This window comes from Pseudomonas sp. QD4, assembly GCF_049199125.1.
Taxonomy (GTDB): Bacteria; Pseudomonadota; Gammaproteobacteria; order Pseudomonadales; family Pseudomonadaceae; genus Aquipseudomonas.
Window position 1 is genome coordinate 42,412 of the sequence record NZ_JBLZOM010000002.1, and the last position, 24,615, is coordinate 67,026.

Annotated in this window: 25 protein-coding genes and 1 tRNA gene; 14 read left to right on the top strand and 12 right to left on the bottom strand. The window is 62.4% G+C overall.

Features of this window, described 5'->3' with window-relative positions:
* The first annotated feature begins 87 nt into the window (after positions 1 to 87).
* From ACOZJV_RS10920 to ntrC, 4 genes are all read left to right on the top strand, one after another.
* Positions 88 to 987 (top strand): LysR substrate-binding domain-containing protein, encoded by a 900-nt coding sequence (locus tag ACOZJV_RS10920; protein WP_421547620.1) that lies wholly within the window; start codon positions 88 to 90, stop codon positions 985 to 987.
* Between the two features lie 198 nt (positions 988 to 1,185).
* The gene (locus ACOZJV_RS10925; protein WP_421547621.1) at positions 1,186 to 2,604 is read left to right on the top strand and encodes an MFS transporter; all 1,419 of its coding nucleotides are present in this window, start codon (positions 1,186 to 1,188) and stop codon (positions 2,602 to 2,604) included.
* Positions 2,605 to 3,024: 420 nt separating this feature from the next.
* Positions 3,025 to 4,110 carry a nitrogen regulation protein NR(II) gene (gene glnL / locus ACOZJV_RS10930; RefSeq protein WP_020299531.1) on the top strand — a complete coding sequence of 362 codons (1,086 nt, stop codon included), beginning with the start codon at positions 3,025 to 3,027 and terminating at the stop codon, positions 4,108 to 4,110.
* Positions 4,107 to 5,543, top strand: coding sequence for a nitrogen regulation protein NR(I) (gene ntrC, locus ACOZJV_RS10935; RefSeq protein ID WP_020299532.1), 1,437 nt, complete (start codon positions 4,107 to 4,109; stop codon positions 5,541 to 5,543). Before glnL ends, ntrC begins: the two co-directional genes overlap by 4 nt.
* 758 nt (positions 5,544 to 6,301) lie before the next feature.
* On the opposite strand, the gene ACOZJV_RS10940 is transcribed toward ntrC, so the two are convergent.
* Positions 6,302 to 6,742 (bottom strand): hypothetical protein, encoded by a 441-nt coding sequence (locus ACOZJV_RS10940; protein WP_421547622.1) that lies wholly within the window; start codon positions 6,740 to 6,742, stop codon positions 6,302 to 6,304.
* Here ACOZJV_RS10940 and ACOZJV_RS10945 point away from each other — a divergent pair.
* Positions 6,741 to 7,196, top strand: a complete 456-nt coding sequence (locus ACOZJV_RS10945) for a tRNA (cytidine(34)-2'-O)-methyltransferase (protein ID WP_078469395.1) — start codon at positions 6,741 to 6,743, stop codon at positions 7,194 to 7,196. The genes ACOZJV_RS10940 and ACOZJV_RS10945 overlap by 2 nt on opposite strands.
* Positions 7,197 to 7,375: 179 nt before the next feature.
* On the opposite strand, the gene secB is transcribed toward ACOZJV_RS10945, so the two are convergent.
* Genes secB through ACOZJV_RS10960 form a run of 3 tightly spaced genes read right to left on the bottom strand, consistent with a single transcriptional unit; the run spans position 7,376 to position 8,586 of the window.
* Positions 7,376 to 7,858 (bottom strand): protein-export chaperone SecB, encoded by a 483-nt coding sequence (gene secB / locus ACOZJV_RS10950; protein ID WP_020299535.1) that lies wholly within the window; start codon positions 7,856 to 7,858, stop codon positions 7,376 to 7,378.
* A gap of 58 nt (positions 7,859 to 7,916) precedes the next feature.
* Positions 7,917 to 8,171 carry a glutaredoxin 3 gene (gene grxC, locus ACOZJV_RS10955; RefSeq protein WP_020299536.1) on the bottom strand — a complete coding sequence of 85 codons (255 nt, stop codon included), beginning with the start codon at positions 8,169 to 8,171 and terminating at the stop codon, positions 7,917 to 7,919.
* A 1-nt stretch (position 8,172) separates the two neighbouring features.
* Positions 8,173 to 8,586 carry a rhodanese-like domain-containing protein gene (locus ACOZJV_RS10960; protein ID WP_078469394.1) on the bottom strand — a complete coding sequence of 138 codons (414 nt, stop codon included), beginning with the start codon at positions 8,584 to 8,586 and terminating at the stop codon, positions 8,173 to 8,175.
* Between the two features lie 151 nt (positions 8,587 to 8,737).
* On the opposite strand from ACOZJV_RS10960, the gene gpmI reads away from it, so the two are divergent.
* The 4 genes from gpmI (at position 8,738) to ACOZJV_RS10980 (ending at position 13,970) form a co-directional block, all read left to right on the top strand.
* A complete protein-coding gene (gpmI, locus tag ACOZJV_RS10965; protein WP_078469393.1) occupies positions 8,738 to 10,267 on the top strand; it encodes a 2,3-bisphosphoglycerate-independent phosphoglycerate mutase in 1,530 nt (509 codons plus the stop codon).
* Positions 10,268 to 10,401: 134 nt separating this feature from the next.
* Complete coding sequence (locus ACOZJV_RS10970) at positions 10,402 to 11,688, top strand: murein hydrolase activator EnvC family protein (protein WP_020299539.1); 1,287 nt, start codon at positions 10,402 to 10,404, stop codon at positions 11,686 to 11,688.
* A 32-nt stretch (positions 11,689 to 11,720) separates the two neighbouring features.
* Entirely contained in the window at positions 11,721 to 13,031 is a 1,311-nt protein-coding gene (locus ACOZJV_RS10975) for a S41 family peptidase (protein ID WP_020299540.1), read from the top strand.
* Positions 13,032 to 13,145: 114 nt separating this feature from the next.
* Positions 13,146 to 13,970, top strand: a complete 825-nt coding sequence (locus tag ACOZJV_RS10980; RefSeq protein ID WP_421547623.1) for a divergent polysaccharide deacetylase family protein — start codon at positions 13,146 to 13,148, stop codon at positions 13,968 to 13,970.
* A gap of 10 nt (positions 13,971 to 13,980) precedes the next feature.
* On the opposite strand, the gene ACOZJV_RS10985 is transcribed toward ACOZJV_RS10980, so the two are convergent.
* The 7 genes from ACOZJV_RS10985 to ACOZJV_RS11015 all read right to left on the bottom strand — a co-directional run bounded on the left by ACOZJV_RS10985 (position 13,981) and on the right by ACOZJV_RS11015 (position 19,788).
* Positions 13,981 to 14,736 carry a substrate-binding periplasmic protein gene (locus ACOZJV_RS10985; protein WP_078469391.1) on the bottom strand — a complete coding sequence of 252 codons (756 nt, stop codon included), beginning with the start codon at positions 14,734 to 14,736 and terminating at the stop codon, positions 13,981 to 13,983.
* Positions 14,737 to 14,799: 63 nt separating this feature from the next.
* A complete protein-coding gene (gene hisF / locus ACOZJV_RS10990) occupies positions 14,800 to 15,570 on the bottom strand; it encodes an imidazole glycerol phosphate synthase subunit HisF (protein ID WP_007921812.1) in 771 nt (256 codons plus the stop codon).
* Between the two features lie 9 nt (positions 15,571 to 15,579).
* Complete coding sequence (gene hisA / locus ACOZJV_RS10995; RefSeq protein ID WP_003187784.1) at positions 15,580 to 16,317, bottom strand: 1-(5-phosphoribosyl)-5-[(5-phosphoribosylamino)methylideneamino]imidazole-4-carboxamide isomerase; 738 nt, start codon at positions 16,315 to 16,317, stop codon at positions 15,580 to 15,582.
* A 100-nt stretch (positions 16,318 to 16,417) separates the two neighbouring features.
* Positions 16,418 to 16,675 carry a DUF2164 domain-containing protein gene (locus tag ACOZJV_RS11000; protein ID WP_078469390.1) on the bottom strand — a complete coding sequence of 86 codons (258 nt, stop codon included), beginning with the start codon at positions 16,673 to 16,675 and terminating at the stop codon, positions 16,418 to 16,420.
* Positions 16,675 to 17,313, bottom strand: a complete 639-nt coding sequence (gene hisH, locus ACOZJV_RS11005) for an imidazole glycerol phosphate synthase subunit HisH (RefSeq protein ID WP_020299546.1) — start codon at positions 17,311 to 17,313, stop codon at positions 16,675 to 16,677. Before hisH ends, ACOZJV_RS11000 begins: the two co-directional genes overlap by 1 nt.
* Positions 17,313 to 17,906 carry an imidazoleglycerol-phosphate dehydratase HisB gene (gene hisB / locus ACOZJV_RS11010; RefSeq protein ID WP_017849940.1) on the bottom strand — a complete coding sequence of 198 codons (594 nt, stop codon included), beginning with the start codon at positions 17,904 to 17,906 and terminating at the stop codon, positions 17,313 to 17,315. Before hisB ends, hisH begins: the two co-directional genes overlap by 1 nt.
* Before the next feature lie 220 nt (positions 17,907 to 18,126).
* Entirely contained in the window at positions 18,127 to 19,788 is a 1,662-nt protein-coding gene (locus tag ACOZJV_RS11015) for an OFA family MFS transporter (RefSeq protein ID WP_201129072.1), read from the bottom strand.
* A gap of 309 nt (positions 19,789 to 20,097) precedes the next feature.
* Between ACOZJV_RS11015 and ACOZJV_RS11020 the strand changes: the two genes are divergently transcribed.
* The 5 genes from ACOZJV_RS11020 to ACOZJV_RS11040 all read left to right on the top strand — a co-directional run bounded on the left by ACOZJV_RS11020 (position 20,098) and on the right by ACOZJV_RS11040 (position 24,319).
* Positions 20,098 to 20,496: an acetyl-CoA sensor PanZ family protein gene (locus ACOZJV_RS11020; RefSeq protein WP_421547624.1), complete on the top strand. Its 399-nt coding sequence runs from the start codon at positions 20,098 to 20,100 to the stop codon at positions 20,494 to 20,496.
* Between the two features lie 81 nt (positions 20,497 to 20,577).
* Positions 20,578 to 22,806, top strand: a complete 2,229-nt coding sequence (locus ACOZJV_RS11025; protein WP_421547625.1) for an AsmA family protein — start codon at positions 20,578 to 20,580, stop codon at positions 22,804 to 22,806.
* Positions 22,803 to 23,870 carry an A/G-specific adenine glycosylase gene (mutY, locus tag ACOZJV_RS11030; RefSeq protein WP_078469386.1) on the top strand — a complete coding sequence of 356 codons (1,068 nt, stop codon included), beginning with the start codon at positions 22,803 to 22,805 and terminating at the stop codon, positions 23,868 to 23,870. The genes ACOZJV_RS11025 and mutY overlap by 4 nt, the downstream gene beginning before the upstream one ends.
* A complete protein-coding gene (locus tag ACOZJV_RS11035; protein ID WP_078469385.1) occupies positions 23,867 to 24,139 on the top strand; it encodes an oxidative damage protection protein in 273 nt (90 codons plus the stop codon). The genes mutY and ACOZJV_RS11035 overlap by 4 nt, the downstream gene beginning before the upstream one ends.
* Before the next feature lie 104 nt (positions 24,140 to 24,243).
* Positions 24,244 to 24,319, top strand: a tRNA-Phe gene (locus ACOZJV_RS11040).
* Between the two features lie 81 nt (positions 24,320 to 24,400).
* Here ACOZJV_RS11040 and ACOZJV_RS11045 read toward each other — a convergent pair.
* Positions 24,401 to 24,613: a DNA-binding protein gene (locus ACOZJV_RS11045; protein ID WP_178102913.1), complete on the bottom strand. Its 213-nt coding sequence runs from the start codon at positions 24,611 to 24,613 to the stop codon at positions 24,401 to 24,403.
* Positions 24,614 to 24,615: the final 2 nt, after the last annotated feature.

Sequence of the window (24,615 nt, forward strand, 5' to 3'; positions counted from 1 at the left end):
CCGAGACTAGAACCGCCATCGATAAGTATCTAATACAAAATCATTCCACTACGATAAGAAAACCAAATCGTAGAGCAGGGGATCAGCATGGACCTCAAACAGTTGCGCTACTTCGTCGCCGTGGCCGAAGAACTGCATTTCGGGCGCGCCGCGACTCGCCTGTTCATCTCGCAACCGGCGCTGAGTTTCGACATCAAAAAGCTCGAGAGCCAGCTGGATATCCAGCTGCTGATCCGCAACAACAAGTCGGTGAGTTTGACCAATGCCGGCCAGGTGCTGCTCGACGAGGCGCGTTACCTGCTACTGCGCGCCGAGCAGGCGCGGCGCCTGACCCAGCGTTCGGCCCAGGGTTTTGTCGGGCGCCTGAGTGTCGGTTTCGTCAACTCGATCCTGCACCGCGGCCTGCCCCAGGCGGTGAAGAGCTTCGAGCAGCAACACCCGGACACCGAAGTGGTGATGATGGAAATGAACAGCGCCGAACAGGTCCAGGCCCTGCAACGCGGCCAGATCGATATCGGCTTCGTGCATGGCAACACCTTCGCCGCGAGCATCCACTGCGAGCCGGTGCTGGCCGAACCCTTTCTCTGCTGCCTGCCCGAGGGACACCCCCTGGCGCAGCAACAGCGGATCGACCTGGCACAACTGGCCGGCGATGATTTCATTCTGTTTCCGCGCAACGTCTCGCCGCACTACCACGACCTGATCATCGCCCGCTGCGTGGCCGCCGGGTTCAGCCCGCGCATCCGCCATGAGACCCGGCTCTGGCAAACCGTGGTGGCGATGGTGGCTTACGAAATGGGCGTGGCGCTGGTCCCGCAAACCCTGGCCATGACTCGGCAACAAGGGGTGCATTACTGCGAGATCGAGGGCGAGGGCGCGCTTTCAGAGATCCATGCGATTCGTCATGCCGACAAACCGGCGGCCGCCGCCGAGAGTTTCCTGACGCTGCTCAAGGCCCTGCAACAACCCGCAACAGCGGAGCCCTGAGCCCGGGCGACCATACGAAATCACGTATCAAACAATAAGTTTTAATCATTATTTTTTTCATACCTGCCTGTATAGGCTCCGAGCAGTCGGACCTTGCAAGAACCTCATGCGCCGATTCGCCCAGCGAAATGTCCGCGACATTTTCGGCAGAAAATGGCGCGGGGCGCACATAACAATAACAACAAGCAGGAAGTGAACATGAATCCCGCCCTGGAAGCTGCTGCCCACAAAAAAGCCCGCAAAGCGGGCGTTGCCTCATTCATCGGCACCACCATCGAATGGTATGACTTCTATGCCTACGGGATCGCGGCCGCCCTGGTCTTCGGCAAAGTGTTCTTCCCCGCCGACCTGCCACCGGGCACCGCTACCCTGCTGTCGTTCCTGACCCTGTGGGCCGGTTTTGTCGCACGCCCCGTCGGCGGCATCATCTTCGGCCACCTGGGCGACAAGATCGGGCGCAAGACCACCCTGGTCATCACCCTGATCATGATGGGCATCGCCACCACTTGCATCGGCCTGCTGCCCACTTACTTGCAGATCGGCATCTGGGCGCCAATCGCCCTGGTGGTGCTGCGCATCATCCAGGGCATCGCGGTAGGCGGTGAATGGGGCGGCGCGGTGCTGATCGCCAGTGAAAGCGCGCCCAAGGGCAAGGGCATTCTCTACGCCGCCTTCGCTCAGCAAGGCTCACCGGCCGGCAACCTGCTGGCGACCCTGGTGTTCTTTGCCCTCAGTGCGCTGCCGGCGCCGGACTTCCTGCTCTGGGGCTGGCGCATTCCGTTCCTGCTCTCGGCGGCGCTGGTCATCGTCGGCATGGTGATCCGCCTCAAGCTCGAAGAGTCGGACGACATGAAGCGCCTGATCCAGCAGAAAAAGACCGTCAAGCTGCCGATCCTCGAGGTACTGCGCAGCCACTGGAAAATCGTGCTGCTGGGGGCCGGGGTGTTGCCGATCATCCACGTCACCTACTTCAAAAGCACCTTTGCCCTGTCCTGGGCAACCAAGGAACTGGGCTACACCCAAAGCACGTTTCTCAGCGTGATCATCATTGCCCTGGTGGTGCAGTTCATCACCCAGCCCCTGGGCGCGGTGCTGGTGTCACGCATGGACATGCGCAAGGCCGTGGTGCTGATGGTGGTGCCGGAATTTTTCCTGATGCCCGCTATGTTCTTCGCGGTGGAAACCGGCAATTACTGGATCGCCGTGCTCGGCATGTGCCTGGCCACCGTGCCGCACTCGATGTTCTACGGTGCCGTCGGCGGTATCCTCGCCCGTGCCTTCCCGACCCGGGTGCGCTACAGCGGGCTGTCGATTTCCTATCAGCTGTGCTCGTTGCTGGTGGGCGGCGCCACGCCGGTACTGGCGCAAAGCATCCTCAACGGCACCGGGAGCATCGTCGGCGTGGCCATCGCGTCGGCCTGCTATGCCGTGGTGTCGCTGGTGTGCATGCTGCTGTTGCTCAAACGCATCGGCCATAACGCCGCCGAGCTGTCGACCGCCGAGCAGGAGGATGCCGATGAACTGGCGCGCGAAGCCGGCACTTCGACCATCACCCCGGCAGACAGTCCTCGCCCGGCACATCAGGACGTGGGCGGATTGCCCCAGCCCGCCCGCTGACCGAGCGACCAGCCTCCGGTGGCGCGGGAGTTTGCTCCCACACCCCCATAGGAAGTGTTCGCTTTTGACTGAATAACAAGGCCCGCCCCGAGCGGGCCTTGTGCGTGGTGCGCCGCACAAAAACGCAGCGCCGATCGCGTCGCCACGGGCAGCGGCTATTCTTTAGAGCACTCGTTCAGGAAGCGCACTATATTGGTGCGCACGCACGCCCCGATACCCATTACCCGGCCCATTTTGGTTCGAAAATACCCGCCAAAGCTGGCCAAGCGCCACGCAATCGAGCTTCAAACAGCTGTTTCAGGGCTTTGACGCTTCTTTTCGGAGCCTTGGTTTGGTTTTTGCATTTTCCTCACTCAGCGCTTTACCCGCGCGCGTACTCCGGGATCGGCCCCGAAGTGTTTTGCTCCAAAAGAGGTCCTAATGACCATCAGCGACCAATTGCACCGCTTGCTACTCGACAACCTGACCACCGCGACCATTCTGCTCAATGCCGACCTGCGCCTTGAGTACATGAACCCGGCCGCGGAAATGCTCCTGGCCATCAGCGGACAACGCAGCCACGGGCAATTTATCAGTGAGTTGTTCACCGAGTCGGCCGAAGCACTGAGCTCCTTGCGCCAGGCCGTGGAGCAGGCTCATCCCTTCACCAAGCGTGAAGCCATGCTCACCGCGCTGACCGGCCAGACCCTGACCGTGGATTACGCGGTGACGCCGATTCTGAGTAACGGCGACACCTTGCTGCTGCTGGAGGTCCACCCTCGGGACCGGCTGCTGCGCATCACCAAGGAAGAGGCCCAGTTGTCCAAGCAGGAAACCAGCAAGATGCTGGTGCGCGGCCTGGCCCATGAAATCAAGAACCCCCTCGGCGGGATTCGCGGCGCCGCCCAGTTGCTGGCCCGGGAGCTGCCGGAAGAAAGCCTCAAGGACTACACCAACGTCATCATTGAAGAAGCCGACCGCCTGCGAAACCTGGTGGACCGCATGCTCGGCTCGAACAAGCTGCCGTCCCTGGCCATGTGCAATGTGCATGAAGTGCTGGAGCGGGTCAGCAGCCTGGTGGAAGCCGAGAGCCAGGGCTGCATCACCTTGGTGCGCGACTACGACCCAAGCATTCCCGATGTGTTGATCGACCGCGAGCAGATGATCCAGGCGGTGCTCAACATCGTGCGCAACGCGATGCAGGCTATCAGCAGCCAGAATGAACTGCGCCTGGGGCGCATCAGCCTGCGCACCCGGGCCATGCGCCAGTTCACCATCGGCCACGTGCGCCATCGCCTGGTGACCAAGATCGAGATCATCGACAACGGCCCCGGGATCCCTGCCGACCTGCAGGAAACCATCTTCTTCCCCATGGTCAGTGGCCGCCCGGACGGTACCGGGCTGGGCCTGGCCATTACCCAGAACATCATCAGCCAGCACCAGGGCCTGATCGAATGTGACAGCCATCCTGGCCACACCACGTTCTCGATCTTTCTGCCACTGGAACAAGGAGCCCCATCGACATGAGCCGTAGTGAAACCGTGTGGATCGTCGATGACGACCGTTCTATCCGTTGGGTCCTGGAAAAAGCCTTGCAGCAGGAAGGCATGACCACCCAAAGCTTCGACAGTGCCGATGGCGTGATGAGTCGCCTGGCGCGCCAGCAACCGGACGTGATCATTTCCGATATCCGGATGCCCGGTGCCAGCGGCCTCGACCTGTTGGCGCGGATCCGCGAGCAGCACCCGCGTTTGCCGGTGATTATCATGACCGCCCATTCGGACCTGGACAGCGCTGTCGCGTCCTATCAGGGAGGCGCCTTCGAGTACCTGCCCAAGCCGTTCGATGTGGATGAGGCGGTGTCCCTGGTCAAACGCGCCAACCAGCACGCCCAGGAGCAGCAAGGCCTGGAAGTGGTGCCCGCCCTGGCCCGGACCCCGGAAATCATCGGCGAAGCGCCGGCAATGCAGGAAGTGTTTCGCGCCATTGGCCGCCTGAGTCACTCCAACATCACGGTGTTGATCAATGGCGAATCCGGCACCGGCAAAGAGCTGGTGGCCCACGCCCTGCATCGCCACAGCCCGCGTGCGGCGTCGCCGTTCATTGCGCTGAACATGGCGGCGATTCCCAAGGACTTGATGGAATCCGAGCTGTTCGGCCATGAAAAAGGTGCCTTCACCGGCGCGGCCAACCTGCGCCGCGGACGCTTTGAACAGGCCGATGGCGGCACGCTGTTTCTCGATGAGATCGGCGACATGCCGGCCGAGACCCAGACCCGTCTGTTGCGGGTGCTGGCCGATGGCGAGTTCTATCGGGTCGGCGGGCACACGCCGGTCAAGGTCGATGTGCGGATCATCGCCGCGACCCACCAGAACCTGGAAACCCTGGTCCACGCCGGCAAATTCCGTGAGGATCTGTTTCACCGCCTGAACGTGATCCGCATCCATATTCCACGGATGTCCGATCGCCGCGAAGACATCCCGACCCTCGCCCGCCACTTCCTCAGCCGTGCCGCCCAGGAGCTCGCGGTCGAGCCGAAGCTGCTGAAAAGCGAGACAGAGGAATACCTGAAAAATCTGCCGTGGCCGGGCAACGTGCGCCAGTTGGAGAATACCTGCCGCTGGATCACGGTCATGGCTTCGGGGCGTGAAGTGCACATCAGCGACCTGCCGCCAGAGCTGCTGAGCCTGCCGCAGGACTCGGCGCCAGTGACCAACTGGGAACAGGCGCTGCGCCAATGGGCCGACCAGGCCTTGGCCCGTGGTCAGTCGAGCCTGCTGGACAGCGCCGTGCCGAGCTTCGAGCGGATCATGATCGAGACGGCCCTCAAGCACACCGCAGGCCGCCGGCGCGATGCCGCCGTGCTCTTGGGCTGGGGCCGCAACACCTTGACCCGCAAGATCAAGGAGTTGGGGATGAAGGTCGACGGCGGTGACGATGACGAAGGCGAGGAAGGCTGAACTGGCCCGCGCATACACCGCAAAACCACCTGACACCCTTCGGCGACCTTCCCAGCCATCGCTGCCTCGCCAGCGCGGCAGCGGCTACAGACTCGTGTAGCCGCTGCCGCAGGCTCGGGCCGCGTTCGACCGCTGGCCCTTCCAAACACTTCTGAACCACTCTGACATCCATCGGCGATCTCCCCGGCCAGCGCAGCCTCGCGGGCTTGGCAGCGGCTACAGGCATGGGAGTTCTGCTTGGCATTTATGTTGGCGGCCAGGGAAGGCGACTTTTGCACTGCCTGAATGCGCGGTGCCCCGTGATCGGGCACGGAGCGGGCCTTGAGTCTCGCGGAGTTCGGATTCGAACAGTGGCCTTTCGAAAAGGTAAAAGCCCCGTATTACGGGGCTTTCAACCATGGATGCCGGCAACAACCACATTCTTTTCGAACATTGGCACGCCCCCTGCAATACCCCAAGCACGACCCAGTTTTGGGAACCTTGGTACAGGCAGGCCGGGGATTCCTTCTTTTACACCGGGCTCATCACGCTCACAGCGACGAGCCCACCCGTTTTGGGAACCTTGGTACAGGCAGGCCGGGGATTCCCTCTTTTACACCGGGCTCATCACGCTCACAGCGACGAGCCCAACCCGTTTTGGGGACCTTGGTACAGGCAGGCCGGGGATTCCCTCTTTTACACCGGGCTCATCACGCTCACAGCGACGAGCCCAACCCGTTTTGGGGACCTTGGTACAGGCAGGCCGGGGATTCCCTCTTTTATTCCTCCCGCAGATGGATCTGCAGCTTCCAGCGCCCGTCGACCTTGGTCCCGGCCCACTCGCCGTGCAGCGGTCGCGCCGCCACCAGGTTCAGCAGCAACCCCGCATCCGCCGCCCTGACCCGCCAATTCACATCCTTGTCATTGACCTTCAGCCGACCGTTCTGCGCCGACCCCTGGGCATCGAACAGCAGCGCCACGGTGCCGTCGATATGTTCGCCATGCACCTTGGGTTCCTGGCTGAACCACACCACCAGGCCATCGGGCTGCACTTCCACCTGCTGCAGCAGCGTGGGCTCGGGGGTCGTCAGCCGGCCGATCATCAGCCCCACCATCAAACCGACAATCGCCAACGAGCCGAACACCCGCAGCATTAGCTTCGGCCTGGGGTCTTCTTCAGGCGTAGAATGCAGCCTGTCTTTCTCTTCGGAGCCGTGCATGTTTCACGTCATCCTCTTTCAACCAGAAATTCCGCCGAATACCGGCAACGTTATCAGGCTGTGCGCCAACAGTGGCTGCCACCTGCATTTGATCGAACCGCTGGGTTTCGACATGGACGACAAGCGCCTGCGCCGTGCCGGCCTCGACTATCACGAATACGCCACCCTGCAACGCCATGCCGACCTCGCCAGTTGCCTGGAAAGCCTCGGCCAGCCGCGCTTGTTCGCCTTCACCACCAAGGGCTCGCGGCCGTTCCACGATGCCAGCTTTGCCGAGGGCGATGCCTTTTTGTTCGGCCCGGAAAGCCGCGGCCTGCCCGCCGAAGTGCTGGACGCCCTGCCCGGCGAGCAGCGCCTGCGCCTGCCGATGCGCGAAGGGTGCCGCAGCCTGAACCTGTCCAACACCGTAGCCGTCGCCGTCTATGAAGGCTGGCGGCAGTTGGGTTTCAAGTAAGTTTCAGCCGCTGGCGCAAGCCTGCCGAACACTCCAGCCGCAGATGCCCTCCACGGCGACCTGACCGGCCAGCGCAGCCTCGCGGGCTCGGCAGCGGCTACAGGTGATCGCTGGAAATGGCTGGGCCGAACATGAAAAAAGCGCCTTGAACGGCGCTTTTTTCGTACTGCACGTGCGGTTTACTGGACGGTGTTTTCGCCAGCCGACTGCATGCGCTGCAGCTCCTGGGCGTACAGCGCGTCGAAGTTCACCGGCGCCAGCATCAGTGCCGGGAACGAACCACGGGTCACCAGGCTGTCCAGCGCTTCACGAGCGTACGGGAACAGGATGTTCGGGCAGAAGGCACCCAGGGTGTGGCTCATGGAAGCCTCGTCCAGGTTCTTGATCAGGAAGATCCCGGCCTGTTGCACTTCAGCGATGAATGCCACTTCTTCACCGTTTTTCACGGTCACCGACAGGGTCAGGACCACTTCGTGGAAGTCGCCTTCCAGTGGTTTTTGGCGGGTGTTCAGGTCCAGGCCGACGCTTGGCTCCCACTGCTGGCGGAAGATTGCCGGGCTTTTCGGAGCTTCAAAGGACAGGTCACGCACGTAAATGCGTTGCAGGGAAAATTGTGGAGCGCTTTCGTCTTCGGTAGCGGCGGTGTTCTGTTGGTCAGTCATCTCGGATCCTTCTTGATCTCGGGGCTACTAGAGGGTTCGACTATTTTGGGGGGTTCGGTCAAGCCTTGAGCAGCGCGTCGAGCTTGCCGGCGCGCTCCAGGGCGAACAAATCATCACAACCGCCCACATGGGTGCTGCCGATCCAGATCTGTGGCACGGACGTGCGTCCGGCCTTCTGGGCCATTTCGGCGCGCACCTGGGGCTTGCCATCGACCTTGATCTCTTCGAAGGCTACGCCTTTGTTCTCGAGCAGGTGCTTGGCCCGCGAGCAGTAAGGGCAGTAATCACTTGAGTAGACGACGACAGCGGCCATATCACTTCACCAACGGCAGATTGTCGGCTTTCCAGCTGCCGATGCCACCGGACAGCTTGGCGGCGGTAAAGCCGGCCTTCAGCAGTTCGCGAGCGTGAATGCCTGAATGCTGGCCTTGAGCGTCGACCAGGATGAGGGTCTTGGCCTTGTGTTTTTCCAGCTCGCCGATGCGAGCCATCAGTTTGTCCTGGGGAATGTTCAGCGCGCCCACGATGTGGCCTGCGGCGAAGTCCTTGGATGGACGGATATCGATCACTACGCCCTGCTCGCTGTTGACCAGTGCGGTCAGCTCGCGGGTGCTGAGGCTGCGGCCGCCGCGGCTCAACTCATGGGCGATCAACAGAGCCAACAAGATGACGAAGGCGCCGACGAGCAAGTAGTGATCAGTGGCGAATTGAATCAGGTGAGCAACCATCAAGGAGGTTCCAGGGCGTTAAAATGTCGGCCAGTATACACAGCCGTCAAGGTCGGCCAAACCCCGCCCGGCGGTGACGACACCGGAACTTAGCTTTAAACTGCCACTCCCTTTTTAAACACCTCCCCCAATCCAGCCACGAGTGGAATCTATGACTACCACGCCTAAACCTTTGGTCCTGATGATTCTGGATGGCTTCGGTCACAGCGAGAGCCACGAATCCAACGCCGTCTATTCGGCCAAGAAGCCGGTCCTGGACCGCTTGTGCGCCAGCATGCCGAACGGCCTGATCTCGGGTTCGGGCATGGATGTCGGCCTGCCGGACGGGCAAATGGGCAACTCCGAAGTCGGCCACATGAACCTCGGCGCCGGGCGCGTGGTGTACCAGGACTTCACCCGGGTGACCAAATCGATCCGCGACGGCGACTTTTTCGAAAACCCGACCCTCTGCGCCACCGTGGATAAAGCCGTGGCGGCGGGCAAGGCCGTGCACATCCTCGGCCTGCTGTCCGACGGCGGCGTGCACAGCCACCAGGACCACCTGGTGGCCATGGCCGAGCTGGCGTTCAAGCGTGGCGCCGAAAAAATCTACCTGCACGCCTTCCTCGATGGCCGCGACACCCCGCCTAAAAGCGCCCAGTCGTCCATCGAACTGCTGGATGAATCCTTCAAGACCCTGGGCAAGGGCCGTATCGCCAGCCTGATCGGGCGCTACTTCGCCATGGACCGCGACAATCGCTGGGACCGCGTGGCCCAGGCCTACAACCTGATCGTCGACGGTCAGGCTGAATTCAACGCCGCCGATGCCCAGGCAGGCCTGCAGGCCGCTTACGAGCGTGGCGAAAGCGACGAATTCGTCAAGGCCACCACCCTGGGCGAGCCGGTGAAGGTCGAAGACGGCGACGCCGTGGTGTTCATGAACTTCCGCGCCGACCGCGCCCGTGAGTTGACCCGGGTCTTCGTCGAGGACGGTTTCAAGGACTTCGAGCGCGCCCGCCAGCCGAAACTGGCCGGCTTCGTCATGCTCACCCAATACGCCGCCAGCATCCCCGCGCCATCGGCCTTTGCTCCCGGCAGCCTGGAAAACGTCCTCGGCGACTACCTGGCGAAAAACGGCAAGACCCAGCTGCGCATCGCCGAAACCGAAAAATACGCCCACGTGACCTTCTTCTTCTCCGGCGGCCGTGAAGAGCCCTTCCCCGGCGAAGAACGCATCCTGATCCCGTCGCCCAAGGTCGCCACCTATGACCTGCAGCCGGAAATGAGCGCACCGGAAGTCACCGACAAGATCGTCGACGCCATCGAACACCAGCGCTATGACGTGATCATCGTCAACTACGCCAACGGCGACATGGTCGGCCACAGCGGCGTGTTCGACGCGGCGGTCAAGGCCGTGGAATGCCTGGACCTGTGTGTGGGGCGGATTGTCGACGCCCTGGAGAAGGTCGGCGGCGAAGCCCTGATCACCGCCGATCATGGCAACGTCGAGCAAATGTCCGACGAATCCACCGGCCAGGCGCACACGGCCCACACCACTGAGCCGGTGCCGTTCATTTATGTCGGCAAACGTGCACTGAAAGTGCGCGAAGGCGGGGTCCTGGCCGACGTCGCGCCGACCATGCTCAAGCTGCTGGGCCTCAAGCAGCCTGAAGAGATGACCGGCAAATCGATCCTGGTTTGATAGCAAAAGGCCCAAAACCGGCCGGAAACGGCTTTTTATGACGAACGCCTCAAAGCAGTTGGCTTTGAGGCGTTTTTTTTGCTGCGATGGGCGGGCATACTAGGCCGTCCCTTTCCCTGGTGTCGCCCGCCTCTATGCTTCGCTCGCTGATTGCCCTTGCTCTGATCTGCCTGCTCCAACCGGCGTTTGCCGATGAGCGCGCGCAAACCCAACAACAGTTGGACGCCACGCGTCAGGACATTACCGAGCTGAAAAAGCTGCTGGGCAAGCTGCAGGAAGAAAAATCCGGCGTGCAAAAAGACCTGCGCGGCACTGAAACCGAGATGGGCAAGCTGGAAAAGCAGGTCGAAACCCTGCAAAAAGAGCTGAAGAAAAGCGAGACCGAGCTGCAGCGACTCGATGAGGAGAAAAAAAAACTCCAGAGCGCGCGCACTGAACAGCAACGACTGATCGCGATCCAGGCCCGTGCGGCCTACCAGAACGGTCGCCAGGAATACCTCAAGCTGTTGCTCAACCAGCAGAATCCGGAAAAATTCGCCCGCACCCTGACCTATTACGACTACCTGAGCCAGGCACGCCTGGAGCAGTTGAAGAACTTCAACGAAACCCTGCGCCAACTGGCCAATGTCGAAAAAGACATCTCCCTGCAACAGGCCCAATTGCTGGTGCAGAAAAGCAGCCTCGACAGCCAGCGCGAAGAACTCGACAAAGTCCGCAAGGAACGCCAGCAGGTCCTGGCCAAGCTCAACGACGATGTGAAGGCCCGCGACCAGAAGCTGCAAGCCCGCGAGCAAGACCAGGCCGACCTGTCGAAAGTCCTGAAAACCATCGAGGAAACCCTGGCCCGCCAGGCTCGAGAGGCAGAAGAAGCGCGACAGAAAGCGCTGATCGCCCAGCAGGAAGCCGAAAAAAAGCGTTTACGTGAGGCCCAGGCAGACGCCAGCGATGCCCCACGCAAACCAACCAGATCAGCGCCTGGCCCCCTGGTTTCAAGTTCAGGCGCATCCTTCGGCGGACCTTTTGCTTCAGCCCGGGGAAAACTTCCATGGCCTGTTGATGGTCGACTGCTTGCACGCTTTGGTGAATCCCGTGGCGACGACGCCCGTACCAAGTGGGACGGGGTGATGATCAGCGCCAGCGCCGGCAGCCAGGTACACGCCGTACATGGTGGTCGCGTGGTGTTTGCCGACTGGTTGCGCGGCGCCGGCTTGCTGGTGATCCTCGACCACGGCAACGGTTACCTCAGCCTCTACGGACACAACCAGACATTGCTTAAAGAAGCTGGCGACATTGTCAAAGCCGGTGAGTCCATTTCCACGGTCGGTAATAGTGGCGGACAAGACACACCTGCGCTGTACTTCGCTATTCGTCAGCAGGGCCGCCCCAGCGACCCGGCACAATGGTGCCGCGCGCAAGGATAAGCGCCGTTACCTAATTTAGGAGTTCGTTCGACATGCTGCATTTGTCCCGCCTCACCTCGCTGGCCCTGACGATCGCTTTGGTGATCGGCGCGCCGCTGGCGTTCGCCGCCGAAACTGCTCAATCGGCAGCCGCCGCGACCACCAAGGCGCCATTGCCGCTCGAAGAGCTGCGCACCTTTGCCGAGGTCATGGACCGGATCAAGGCCGCGTATGTCGAACCTGTCGACGACAAGACCCTGCTGGAAAACGCCATCAAAGGCATGCTCAGCAACCTCGACCCGCACTCCGCCTATCTGGGCCCGGAAGATTTTGCCGAGCTGCAGGAAAGCACCAGCGGTGAATTCGGTGGCCTGGGCATCGAAGTCGGCGCCGAAGACGGCTTTATCAAAGTGGTATCGCCGATCGACGACACCCCGGCGTCCAAGGCCGGGATCCAGGCCGGCGACCTGATCGTCAAGATCAACGGCCAGCCGACCCGTGGCCAGACCATGACCGAAGCCGTGGACAAGATGCGCGGCAAACTCGGGCAGAAGATCACCCTGACCCTGGTCCGCGACGGCGGTACACCTTTCGACGTGACCCTGGCGCGCGCCACGATCCAGGTCAAAAGCGTGAAGAGCCAGTTGCTGGAGTCGGGCTACGGCTACATCCGCATCACCCAGTTCCAGGTCAAGACCGGCGAAGAAGTCTCCAAGGCCCTGGCCAAGCTGCGCAAGGACAACGGCAAGAAACTCAGCGGGATCATTCTCGACCTGCGTAACAACCCGGGTGGCGTGCTGCAATCGGCGGTGGAAGTGGTCGACCACTTCATCACCAAGGGCCTGATCGTCTACACCAAGGGCCGTATCGCCAACTCCGAGCTGCGCTTCTCGGCCACCGGCAAGGACGAAAGCGAAGCCGTGCCGATGGTGGTGCTGATCAACGGCGGCAGCGCCTCGGCCTCGGAAATCGTCGCCGGTGCCTTGCAAGACCAGAAACGCGCGGTGCTGATGGGCACCACCAGCTTCGGCAAAGGTTCGGTGCAAACCGTGCTGCCCCTGAACAACGACCGCGCGCTGAAGATCACCACCGCGCTGTACTTCACCCCCAATGGGCGCTCGATCCAGGCCCAGGGCATCGTGCCGGACATCGAGGTGCGTCGCGCCAAGATCACCAGCGAGTCCCAGGACGGCGAATACTTCAAGGAAGCCGATCTCCAGGGCCACCTGGGCAATGGCAACGGCGGCGCCGACAAGCCGAGCGGTTCGGCGAGCAAGGCCAAGCCGATGCCGCAGGACGACGATTACCAGCTGGCCCAGGCGTTGAGCCTGCTCAAGGGCTTGAGCATCACCCGCGGTCGCTGACCGTCAAACCCATCGCCGGTAAAGCGGCTCCCGCGCATTCTGCGGGAGCCCGAGGGGCACGCCCCTCGCCGGCATGGCGCCTCACCACCCGTGCAAAGGCCGCAGCCCAATCCCATGTTACGCATCCCCCTGACCCGCCAGCGCCAACCCGTTTCAAGGTTGTCGTGGGGGCTTCTGGTCGCCCTGTTGTGTCTTCTGAATGTGATCCCGGCCCAGGCGGCTGAAACCTCCCAGGTGCCGCGCAAGGCCTACCTGACCCTGATCATCGATGACCTTGGGCAAAACCTGCCCCGGGATCGCCGCGTGCTGGCCCTGCCAGGGCCGGTGACCACCGCGATCATGCCCGACACTCCCCACGCCGCCGAATTCGCCCGCGAAGCCCATCGCGCCGGCAAGATCGTCATCCTGCACATGCCCATGGACCCGGCCACCGGGCCTTTTGCCTGGCACCCCGAGCTGCCCATCGAAGAACTGCAAAAGCGTCTCGATGCGGCATTCAAGGCCGTGCCCTACACCAGCGGCATCAACAACCATATGGGCAGCCGCATGACCGCCCAGCCGCAGGCCATGGCCTGGTTGATGGCTGAATTGCAGCGCCGTCACAAGTTCTTCGTCGACAGCCGCACCAGCGCGCAGACCGTCGCCGCCGCCGAGGCCCAGAAAATCGGCCTGGCCAGTGTTTCACGGGATGTATTCCTCGACGACGAGCGCACCGAAACCGCCATTGCCGGGCAACTGCAAACCGCCATCAACCTGGCGCACAAGCAGGGCTCGGCGGTGATGATCGGCCACCCTTATCCACAGACCCTGGCCGTACTCGAACGCGAGCTGCCCAAGCTCAAGGCCCAGGGCATCGAGTGGATCGATATCAAATTGATGATCAGCGTGCGCAGCAACCAGGCCACAGCAGCTCACGGCAAGAACGGCAAATACAGGTAGGGCTGCTGCTCTAGAGATAACGCCCCATGATTTCGTCGACCACGCCTTCTTTGCGCAGCTGATCCAGGGCGGCTTGGAGTCTGGTGACGATTTCGTCGGGGACGTCTTTGTTCAGGGCCATGTACAACTGAGCGCTGTTGAAACGCAGCACGGTCTTGAGACCGGTGATGCCTTCCTGCCTGGCCAGGTAGCGCCCGGCCGGGTCGCCGGTGGCCCAGAGGTCGATCTGGCCGTTAAGCAGCTTCTTCGCGTTGTCCTGGTCACGCAGCACCACCAGAGGTGCCAGGCCCTGCTTGGCCAGGGTCTCGGCGATGGCGTCGCCCTTGTAGGCGCCGATCTTGTACTGACGCGCCTGCTCCAGATTCTCCAGGGCGATTTTGCTGTCGGCCTTGGCCAGCATGATCCAGTCATCCGGGCCGATCGGGCCGACCCATTTGAACAACTGCTCGCGGTCCGGCAGGCGCGCCATGACAAACACGCCGTAACCCGGCTGCTCCAGGGCCAGCTTGTAGATCCGCTCCCAGGGGAAACGCAGGGTGAGGCTGTAATTGATCCCGGCGCGCTTGAACATTTCCCGCACGATATCCACGGCGATGCCGTTGATGTTATCGCCTTGGGCGAAGTTCTTGCCGTTCTTGGCCATGTTGTAAGGGGGGAAGTTTTCCGTCAGCAACACCAGGGAGGTATCGGACGTGTCGGCGGCACGAGAGGCCGCTGAAAGCAGGAGCGTAGCGCTGGCAAGAACAAGGAGCAGACGTTTGAACATGACGGGCTACCGGAATCCATGGCGTGCTCAAGAGTGCCGTGAGCCCGCCATGCTGTCCAGTGGCTATCGCACAACTATTCCGCGGTGGGCCATGTACGCCTTGGCCTCGGGAACCGTGTACTCGCCGAAGTGGAAAATACTCGCCGCCAGCACCGCACTGGCGTGGCCTTCGAGGATGCCATCGGCCAGATGCTGCAGGTTGCCGACGCCACCAGAGGCGATCACCGGAATCCCCAGGGCATCGCTGATGGCGCGGGTCACGCCCAGGTCGAAGCCGTTTTTCATGCCGTCCTGGTCCATGCTGGTCAGGAGGATTTCACCGGCGCCCAGGCCTTCCATCTTCTTCGCCCACTCCACCGCGTCCAGCCCGGTAGGCTTGCGCCCACCGTGGGTGAAGATCTCCCAGCGCGGGGTTTCGCCCGGGCCGGATACCTTCTTCGCGTCGATGGCGACGACGATGCACTGCGAGCCGAAATGCTGCGCCGCTTCGCCCACGAACTCGGGGTTGAACACGGCTGCGGTGTTGATCGAAACCTTGTCCGCACCGGCATTCAACAAGTTGCGGATGTCCTGCACGGTACGCACACCACCGCCCACGGTCAGCGGAATGAACACCTGGCTGGCCATGCGCTCGACGGTATGCAGCGTGGTGTCACGACCGTCGACGCTGGCGGTGATGTCGAGAAAGGTAATCTCGTCGGCACCTTGCTCATCGTAGCGACGGGCGATTTCCACCGGGTCGCCGGCGTCACGGATGTTCTCGAACTTGACGCCCTTGACCACGCGACCGTTGTCGACGTCCAGGCAAGGGATGATGCGTTTGGCCAGCGCCATGGTCAGTCCTCAGCCGTTGTAGGCGTCGCAGTAAGCCTGAGCTTCGGCGACGTCCAGGGTGCCTTCGTAGATCGCACGGCCGGTGATGGCGCCGATAATGCCAGGCGCCTTGGCGTCCAGCAGCGATTTGATGTCACCCAGGTTGTGAATGCCACCGGAGGCGATCACCGGAATCTTCGTGGCCGCCGCCAGCGCAGCGGTGAAAGGCACGTTGCAGCCCTGCATCATGCCGTCTTTGGCGATGTCGGTATAAACGATGGCAGACACGCCATCAGCCTCGAACTGCTTGGCCAGGTCGATCACCTGCACGGTGCTGATTTCAGCCCAGCCGTCAGTGGCGACGAAGCCGTCCTTGGCGTCCAGGCCAACGATGACTTTGCCCGGGAACGCACGGCAGGCTTCGGCGACGAAGGCCGGGTCTTTCACGGCCTTGGTGCCGATGATCACGTAGCTGACGCCAGCCTTGACGTAGTGCTCGATGGTTTCCAGGGAGCGGATGCCGCCGCCGATCTGGATCGGCAGGTTCGGGTAGCGCTTGGCGATCGCGGTCACCACTTCACCATTGACCGGCTGACCTTCGAAGGCACCGTTCAGGTCCACCAGGTGCAGGCGACGGCAACCGCCCTCCACCCACTTGGCAGCCATGCTCACCGGGTCATCGGAGAACACTGTGGAGTCTTCCATGCGGCCCTGGCGCAGACGTACGCAGGCGCCGTCCTTGAGATCGATAGCGGGAATAATTAGCATGCTTTTCCTTCGTCAAAGAGCTGCAAGCTGCAAGCCATAAGCTGCAAGCGCGCACGCGTGTCTACTTCTTGCAGCTTGCAGCCTGAAGCTTGCCGCTGCCCTAGTTCTTCTCGAGCGCCCACAAGTCGCTTTCGATGCTTTCGAACCTTTCTTTAAGGTGCGTCTGCACATCGAAAATCGCCCTGTTGTAATAGTGCGGCGCAATTTCGCGGGTAAACAGATCGAGGATTTCAGCCGCTTCGAACGAACCCAGGTCCAGTTCGAAGCGATCCTCCATAAAGCGCTTGATCTTGTGATTGGCCTCGCTCTCCTGCTCGGGAGTGAGGGTCAGGATCGGCGGCTTTTTCTTGATGGCCATTACCAGCGCCCGTCCCAGGCGGCGAAGTTCTGCAGCAATTGCAGGCCATGGGTATGGCTCTTCTCCGGGTGGAACTGCACGGCGAAACGCGAGCCATCGGCCAGCGCCGCGGCGAAGTCGACGCCGTAATGACCGCCACCCACCACCTGCCGCGCATTGCCGGCGGCAATGTAGTAGCTGTGCACGAAGTAGAAGCGCGCACGGTCGGCGATGTTGTGCCACAGCGGGTGATCCACCGTCTGCTGCACTTCATTCCAACCCATGTGCGGGACTTTGAGGTGCTCGCCGTCTTCTACCAGGCCCTTGCCGAAGAACTTCACCTGGCCCGGGAACAGGCCGATGCAATCAACGCCGTCGTTCTCTTCGCTGCGATCGAGCAGGGCTTGCATGCCCACGCAAATGCCGAGGAACGGACGGTCCTGGCTGACTTCCCGCACCAGCGAGTCGAAACCCAGGCGCCGGATCTCCGCCATGCAATCGCGAATCGCACCCACCCCGGGGAACACCACCCGGTCGGCTTCGCGAATCACATCGGCATCGCTGGTGATCAGCACCTTGCCGGCCCCTACGTGCTCGAGGGCCTTGGCCACCGAGTGCAGGTTGCCCATGCCGTAATCGATAACCGCGACCGTCTGCATTACAGGACGCCCTTGGTCGAGGGCATTTGCCCGGCCATGCGCTCATCCAGCTCCACCGCCATGCGCAGGGCACGGCCGAAGGCCTTGAACACAGTCTCGATCTGGTGGTGGGTATTGGTGCCACGCAGGTTGTCGATGTGCAGGCTGACCAGGGCGTGGTTGACGAAGCCCTGGAAGAATTCCTGGAACAGGTCGACGTCGAAGCCGCCAACGGTGGCGCGGGTGTAGGGCACGTGCATCTGCAGGCCCGGGCGGCCGGAGAAGTCGATCACCACACGCGACAGGGCTTCATCCAACGGCACATAGGCATGGCCATAGCGGCGGATGCCTTTCTTGTCACCGATGGCTTTGGCAAACGCCTGGCCCAGGGTGATACCGACGTCTTCCACGGTGTGGTGGTCATCGATATGCAGGTCGCCTTTGCTGACGATATCCAGGTCGATCAGCCCGTGACGGGCGATCTGGTCCAGCATGTGCTCAAGGAACGGAACACCGATATCAAATCGGGCCTTTCCGGTGCCATCCAGGTTGATCGAGGCTTTGATCTGGGTTTCCAGAGTGTCGCGCTCGACAGACGCCTTACGTTCGGCCATCACCAGCTCCGCAAAATCATTGGGCGAAAAAGGCGACCATTATAGGCCCGACGGCCGCCAAACAGAAACATGCCGGACAATATCCTGACGGGCGCGAGCCAATGGCTGCGGGGCTATACCTGTCATGACAAGCCAGCCGAACGGACATTGGCCCGGCCCACACGGCAAAAAGCCGGCGCGTGAAGATCACGCACCGGCTTTTTGTGCCTCAGGCCGAGGCCTAGCGGAACAGCACCGCCGTTTTTTGCAGGGTAACCCATACGCCCCACGCCAGCGGAATACCCACCACCAGCCAGGCCACGATCACCAGCGGCAGGCTCGACGCCGACGCCTTCCACTCCAGCATGGTGCTGCTGTCGGCGCCCTTGTCATGCCCCAGTGCCTGCTCGGCCGCCAGTTGCGCGTCGGTCATGAAGTACTTGTCCGCCACCGGGCGTACCAGCAGGTTGCACAGGAAACCCAGCACCAGCAGGCCGGCGAGGATGTACAGGGTGATGTCATAGGCGGCGGCGCGCTCGACGCCGATGCTCAACTGGTACTCACGCAGGTAGTTCACCAGCACCGGGCCCAGCACGCCGGCAGCAGCCCAGGCCGTCAGCAGCCGACCATGGATCGCGCCGACCATCTGCGTGCCGAACAGGTCCGCCAGGTAGGCCGGCACCGTGGCAAAACCGCCGCCGTACATCGACAGGATGATGCAGAACGCCGCCACGAACAGCGCGATATTGCCCAGGTGGCCCAGGTTCGGAATCAGCGCGTACAGGGCAAAGCCCAGGGCGAAGAACACGAAATAGGTATTTTTACGCCCCAGGTAGTCGGAGAACGAGGCCCAGAAGAAGCGGCCGCCGATGTTGAACAGGCTCAACAAACCGGTGAAGCCCGCAGCGATTGCCGCAATCGACGCCTTTTGCGCGGTATCCAGTTGGCCGAACGACAAGCCATTGCCCAGCAACTTGCCGCCGAACACTTCCTGCAACAGCGGCGAAGCCATGCCGAGGATGCCGATACCGGCCGAGACGTTCAGGCACAGCACCAGCCATACCAGGCGGAACTGCGGGGTTTTCCAGGCCACGCTCACGTGCACATGGCGATGGGTAATCATCGCGTTGGCGGCTCGCTTCGCCGGCGGGGTCCAGCCCTCAGGCTTCCAGCCGGTCGGCGGAACGCGGTACGACAGGGCGCCGGCCAGCATGAACACGAAGTAGATCGCCGCCATTACCAGAAAGCTCTGCCATACGCCGACGCCGGTCGGCGAGGCAAAGTGCCCCATCAACGCCGCGGCCAGCGGAGCACCGACCATGGCACCGCCGCCAAAGCCCATGATCGCCATGCCGGTGGCCATGCCGCGCTTGTCCGGGAACCACTTGATCAGGGTCGACACCGGCGAGATGTAGCCCAGGCCCAGGCCGATGCCGCCAATCACTCCGGAACCGAGCCACATCAGCCAGATCTGGTGGGTATAGATGCCCAACGCCGAAATCAGCAGGCCGCCGCACCAGCACAGTGCCGAGACCACCCCAGCCTTGCGCGGGCCGGCGCGTTCCAGCCAGCCACCCCAGATCGCTGCCGAGCAGCCGAGGAAGATGAAGAACAGGGTGTAGATCCAGCCGAGCATGGAGATCGGCCAGTCACACTGGGACGAGAAGATCTGCGCGATATAGCTCATGTCCGGCGCACAGGCCACCGGGGCGGTTACCCCCAGGGCCTGGGACAACGGCAGCCAGAACACGGAAAAGCCATAGGCCATGCCGATGCACAGGTGGATGGCCAGGGCGGCCGGTGGAACCAGCCAGCGATTGAAACCGGGCTTGGCGATGATACGTTCTTTGGACAAGAACGCTGGCTGGACGGCGGAACTGCCCGCCGAAGTGCTAGTGCTCATGGATATTCCCCCAATTGTTAGAATTATTCGTCGGCCGCTCTTCACCCACGGCCTTTGCACGCAGGCATGGCCGTTTTATTGAGTAAAGCTCCATTTGAGCGCGACGTTAAGTCGCAGAGGGACGGACGAACGGCGAGAGGTTACCATTTGCCCGCCACAGAAAACGCAAACAGATAGCGGCGCAGTGCTCATCTGCTTCGAACCCCTGCAAACCTGCAGGCACACCCGGCAAAAGCCCGAGCCATGCGCAGCAGCCGGCCCGTCTGCAACCGTGTTTGCCGACGCCGCACTGCCTGCCCAGGAGAATCCATGCCCATCGTTGTCGAGTCGCTGCACCACGTGAGCTATCAGGATCAGCAGGACCTGCAGAAAATCTACCAGGACGCCCCCCACTGGCTTTTCGCACCGCTGAGCGACGCCGGGGAGCTGATTGAAACCGGCCTGGGCGACGGCTCGCTGATCGCCGGACGCTTCAACGACCGCCTGCTGGGAGCCGCGCGCCTGCAACGGCACCAAGCGGTCTGGCACCTGTCCCAGTTGTGCGTGCGCAGCATCACCCGCCGCCGCGGCGTGGCCGAGCGACTGGTGAGCGAGGCCCAAAGAATGGCCCGACAACAGGGCGCAATCTTGCGCCTGCTCGCGCCAGCCGGGCATCTGCCGGCCCAGGCACTGGCCGCCAAACTGCATCTGGAGCTGGATGAGCTCTAGGCGCGATCGGTGACCAGTCGTCGGTTCCGGGGCGCTATACTCCCCGGCTAAATTTGAATTCGACACTACAAGGACTCGCCCATGAAAGCGTTCGGCAAAATCCTGGGTCTGGTACTTCTCGGGCTGTTGCTGATCATCGTGGCTCTGGGCTTTGCCCTGACCCACCTGTTTGATCCCAACGACTACAAAGACGAGATTCGCCAGATTGCCCGCGACAAGGCCCACATCGAGCTGACGCTCAATGGCGACATCGGCTGGAGCCTGTTCCCCTGGCTCGGCCTCGAACTGCACGAAGCCAGCGTCGCAACCCTGGCCAACCCGACCCACCCCTTCGCCGACCTGCAGATGCTGGGCCTGTCGGTACGCGTGCTGCCCCTGCTGCGCCGCGAAGTGCAGATGAGCGATGTAAGGGTCGAAGGCCTGAACCTGCGCCTGAACCGCGACAAGGACGGCCACGGCAACTGGGAAGACATCGGCCGTGCCGCGCCCCTGGCGAAACAGGCCGAGACCCCGGCCACCAGCACCGGCGAGCCGAGCGTCGAAATCCCGGCCACGGCCGACAAGGCCGCGCAGCCGATCCGCCTCGACATCGACAGCCTGACCGTGAACAACGCCCGGGTTGAATACAACGACGAACAGAGTGGCAAGCAGTTCACCGCCGAGAGCATCCAGCTCAGTACCGGGCCGATCCACGAGGCCACCGCCACCCCGGTCAAACTCACCGCATTCCTGGCCAGCAACCAGCCAGTGGTGCGGGTGCGCACCGAACTCAACGGCGAGCTGCGCTTTGACCGCGCCCTGCAGCGCTACCAGTTCGAAGACATGCGCCTGTCGGGCGAAGTCACCGGCGACCCGCTGCAAGGCAAGACCGTGACCTTCGCCGCCCAAGGCCAGTTGCTGCTGGACAAGGCCGCCAACGTCGGTGAATGGACCGGCCTGAAAATCTCCGCCAACCAGCTGCGCGCCTTGGGTGAACTCAAGGTCAATGACCTGGATAAAACCCCGCAGATCAGTGGCGGCATCTCGATTGCCCAGTTCGACCTGGCCAAATTCGTCGACAGCATCGGCCAGACCCTGCCGGCCATGGCCGAGGGCAGCCTGACCAAGGTCGAACTGGTCAGCCGCCTGCAAGGCACGCCCACCAGCATGGCCCTGGAAGACCTGAACCTGAAGCTCGACGACAGCACCTTCAGCGGCCGCCTGGCCATCGAAGACTTTGCCAAGCAGTCGCTGCGCGCCCAGCTCAAGGCCGATACCTTCAACGTCGACCGCTACCTGCCGCCCAAGTCCGCCGCCGCCAACAGCGCGGCGGTGGCGCGCAAGGCCGAAGTGCAGAGCAGCGAGGCCGATGCCATGGCCGGTGCCGGCACCACCCCGCTGCCGGACGCACCGACCAAGGGCGCCTGGAGCACCGAACGCCTGCTGCCGGTGGAGCGTCTGAGCAAGCTGGACGTCGACGCCGACCTGAGCTTTGGCCAACTGACCCTGGACAAACTGCCGATCCAGAATGCCGCACTCAAGGCCAACGGCCAGGGCGGCCTGCTGAAACTGCAAAGCCTGCGCGGCGAGCTGTACAACGGCAGTTTCGATGCCAGCGGCAACCTCGACGTGCGCCAGGCCACCCCGCTGCTGAGCCTGCAGACCAAGATCAACCGGGTGCCGGTGGAGCGCATCCTCGAAAGCCAGGGGCAGACGCCTCCGGTCAAGGGTCTGGTGACGCTCAACAGCAACCTCAGCGGTAGCGGCAACAGCCAGAAAGCCCTGATCGACAGCCTCAACGGCACCACCAGCTTTGTGATCAACAACGGTGTGCTGCTCAACGCTAACCTGGAACAGCAGCTGTGCCAGGGCATCGCCTTCCTCAACCGCAAGACCCTCAGCAGCACCCCGCGCGGCAAGGACACGCCGTTCCAGGAACTCAAGGGCAACCTGACCTTGCGCAACGGCGTGGCCAGCAACCCGGACCTGAAGGTGCGCATCCCGGGCATGACCGTCAACGGCAACGGCGACATCGACCTGCGGGTGCTGGGCATGGACTACCGCGTCGGCATCGTGGTCGAAGGCGACAAGAGCGACATGCCCGACCCGGCCTGCCAGGTCGGCGAGCGCTTTGTCGGCCTCGAACTGCCCTTGCGCTGCCGTGGCCCGCTGGAACTGGGGGCCAAGGCCTGCCGCCTGGACAAGGATGGCCTGGGTCAGGTCGCGACGCGGATGGCCGGCGATCGCCTCAGCGAAAAACTTGAAGAGAAACTCGGCGACAAGGTCAGCCCGGAACTGAAAAACGCGCTCAAAGGGCTGTTCAAACGATGAGAGCGGAACAGTTTGCACCGGCGGTACTGGATTGGTACGACCACCACGGCCGCCACGACCTGCCCTGGCAACAGGGCATCACCCCGTACCGGGTGTGGGTCTCGGAGATCATGCTGCAACAGACCCAGGTCAGCACCGTGCTCAACTACTTCGACCGTTTCATGGCCTCGCTGCCGACGGTCGAAGCCCTGGCCGCCGCGCCGGAAGACGAAGTGCTGCACCTGTGGACCGGCCTGGGCTACTACACCCGGGCGCGCAACCTGCAAAAGACCGCGAAAATCATCGTTGCCGACTACGGCGGCGAGTTTCCCCGCGACGTCGAGAAACTCACCGAACTGCCGGGCATCGGCCTGTCCACCGCCGGCGCCATCGCCAGCCTGAGCATGGGTATCCGCGCCTCGATCCTCGACGGCAACGTCAAGCGCGTGCTGGCACGGTTTACGGCGCAGGAGGGCTACCCGGGCGAGCCCAAGGTGGCCAAGCAACTGTGGGCCACCGCCGAGCGCTTCACGCCGCACACCCGGGTCAACCATTACACCCAGGCGATGATGGACCTGGGTGCCACGCTCTGCACCCGCAGCAAGCCCAGTTGCCTGCTGTGCCCCCTGGAGCGCGGCTGCGAGGCTCACATGCTGGGGCTCGAAACCCGCTACCCGATCCCCAAGCCGCGCAAGAGCGTGCCGCAAAAGCGCACCCTGATGCCGATGCTGGCCAATCGCGACGGCGCGATCCTGCTTTATCGCCGCCCTTCCAGCGGCCTCTGGGGCGGCTTGTGGAGTCTGCCGGAGCTCGATGACCTGGCCGACCTCGAACACCTGGCGCTGCAACACTCGCTGGCCCTGGGCGAGCAACACGAACTGCCGAGCCTGGTGCACACCTTCAGCCACTTCCAGCTGGCCATCGAACCCTGGCTGGTCCAGGTCGAGGAGTCGGCCCATCACGTGGCCGAGGCCGACTGGCTCTGGTATAACCTCGCCACCCCGCCGCGCCTGGGCCTTGCCGCCCCGGTGAAAAAGCTGCTTAAACGCGCGGCCGACGTCTTGAACGCAGGAGAGTTGTCATGACCCGCACCATCATGTGCCGCAAGTACCAAGAAGAATTGCCCGCCCTGGAGCGTGCGCCGTTTCCCGGCGCCAAGGGCCAGGACATCTTCGACCACGTCTCGGCCAAGGCCTGGGCCGATTGGCAAAAACACCAGACCCTGCTGATCAACGAAAAACGCCTGAACATGATGAACGCCGAAGACCGCAAATACTTGCAGGGCGAGATGGACAAGTTCTTCTCCGGCGAGGAATACGCCAAGGCCGACGGCTACGTGCCGCCAGCTGAGTAAACCCGTATAAATCGGGGGTGGAACGTAAGCGACGGTAATAATTAAACATTTTTTTCAAAACTCGCTTGACGCCCCCCCGAAAAACCCGTTTAATGCGCCCCGTTGCCCAGATAGCTCAGTCGGTAGAGCAGGGGATTGAAAATCCCCGTGTCGGCGGTTCGATTCCGTCTCTGGGCACCACCTTCAGCTTTCAGGTGGTGTTTACATCACGTGAGAGCAACCAGAAAACCCGCCTAGTGCGGGTTTTTTGTTGTCTGGGGTTTAGCCCTGCATCGGTTTTTTCCGTGCCCCTGGGCGCCGATGCATTTCCCGCGCCCGGGCGATATCACCCAGGGCGACAGCCAGCAGTTGCGGATCGTTTTCCTGCTGACAGGCCTCAAGATAGAGCGACCTGTCGTGCTCGGTCCGTAGATGATCGACAACATCCCACCTGCTCAATCTGCTCTTCGCCATCTCACCCTCCAAATAACTCATGT

What these genes read in the sequence shown, in the direction of transcription:
- ACOZJV_RS10920 (WP_421547620.1), top strand. Translation starts at nt 88, where the DNA reads ATGGACCTCAAACAGTTGCGCTACTTCGTCGCCGTGGCCGAAGAACTG.
- ACOZJV_RS10925 (WP_421547621.1), top strand. Translation starts at nt 1,186, where the DNA reads ATGAATCCCGCCCTGGAAGCTGCTGCCCACAAAAAAGCCCGCAAAGCG.
- glnL (WP_020299531.1), top strand. Translation starts at nt 3,025, where the DNA reads ATGACCATCAGCGACCAATTGCACCGCTTGCTACTCGACAACCTGACC.
- ntrC (WP_020299532.1), top strand. Translation starts at nt 4,107, where the DNA reads ATGAGCCGTAGTGAAACCGTGTGGATCGTCGATGACGACCGTTCTATC.
- ACOZJV_RS10945 (WP_078469395.1), top strand. Translation starts at nt 6,741, where the DNA reads ATGTTTCACGTCATCCTCTTTCAACCAGAAATTCCGCCGAATACCGGC.
- ACOZJV_RS10940 (WP_421547622.1), bottom strand. Translation starts at nt 6,742, where the DNA reads ATGCACGGCTCCGAAGAGAAAGACAGGCTGCATTCTACGCCTGAAGAA.
- secB (WP_020299535.1), bottom strand. Translation starts at nt 7,858, where the DNA reads ATGACTGACCAACAGAACACCGCCGCTACCGAAGACGAAAGCGCTCCA.
- grxC (WP_020299536.1), bottom strand. Translation starts at nt 8,171, where the DNA reads ATGGCCGCTGTCGTCGTCTACTCAAGTGATTACTGCCCTTACTGCTCG.
- ACOZJV_RS10960 (WP_078469394.1), bottom strand. Translation starts at nt 8,586, where the DNA reads ATGGTTGCTCACCTGATTCAATTCGCCACTGATCACTACTTGCTCGTC.
- gpmI (WP_078469393.1), top strand. Translation starts at nt 8,738, where the DNA reads ATGACTACCACGCCTAAACCTTTGGTCCTGATGATTCTGGATGGCTTC.
- ACOZJV_RS10970 (WP_020299539.1), top strand. Translation starts at nt 10,402, where the DNA reads ATGCTTCGCTCGCTGATTGCCCTTGCTCTGATCTGCCTGCTCCAACCG.
- ACOZJV_RS10975 (WP_020299540.1), top strand. Translation starts at nt 11,721, where the DNA reads ATGCTGCATTTGTCCCGCCTCACCTCGCTGGCCCTGACGATCGCTTTG.
- ACOZJV_RS10980 (WP_421547623.1), top strand. Translation starts at nt 13,146, where the DNA reads ATGTTACGCATCCCCCTGACCCGCCAGCGCCAACCCGTTTCAAGGTTG.
- ACOZJV_RS10985 (WP_078469391.1), bottom strand. Translation starts at nt 14,736, where the DNA reads ATGTTCAAACGTCTGCTCCTTGTTCTTGCCAGCGCTACGCTCCTGCTT.
- hisF (WP_007921812.1), bottom strand. Translation starts at nt 15,570, where the DNA reads ATGGCGCTGGCCAAACGCATCATCCCTTGCCTGGACGTCGACAACGGT.
- hisA (WP_003187784.1), bottom strand. Translation starts at nt 16,317, where the DNA reads ATGCTAATTATTCCCGCTATCGATCTCAAGGACGGCGCCTGCGTACGT.
- ACOZJV_RS11000 (WP_078469390.1), bottom strand. Translation starts at nt 16,675, where the DNA reads ATGGCCATCAAGAAAAAGCCGCCGATCCTGACCCTCACTCCCGAGCAG.
- hisH (WP_020299546.1), bottom strand. Translation starts at nt 17,313, where the DNA reads ATGCAGACGGTCGCGGTTATCGATTACGGCATGGGCAACCTGCACTCG.
- hisB (WP_017849940.1), bottom strand. Translation starts at nt 17,906, where the DNA reads ATGGCCGAACGTAAGGCGTCTGTCGAGCGCGACACTCTGGAAACCCAG.
- ACOZJV_RS11015 (WP_201129072.1), bottom strand. Translation starts at nt 19,788, where the DNA reads ATGAGCACTAGCACTTCGGCGGGCAGTTCCGCCGTCCAGCCAGCGTTC.
- ACOZJV_RS11020 (WP_421547624.1), top strand. Translation starts at nt 20,098, where the DNA reads ATGCCCATCGTTGTCGAGTCGCTGCACCACGTGAGCTATCAGGATCAG.
- ACOZJV_RS11025 (WP_421547625.1), top strand. Translation starts at nt 20,578, where the DNA reads ATGAAAGCGTTCGGCAAAATCCTGGGTCTGGTACTTCTCGGGCTGTTG.
- mutY (WP_078469386.1), top strand. Translation starts at nt 22,803, where the DNA reads ATGAGAGCGGAACAGTTTGCACCGGCGGTACTGGATTGGTACGACCAC.
- ACOZJV_RS11035 (WP_078469385.1), top strand. Translation starts at nt 23,867, where the DNA reads ATGACCCGCACCATCATGTGCCGCAAGTACCAAGAAGAATTGCCCGCC.
- ACOZJV_RS11045 (WP_178102913.1), bottom strand. Translation starts at nt 24,613, where the DNA reads ATGAGTTATTTGGAGGGTGAGATGGCGAAGAGCAGATTGAGCAGGTGG.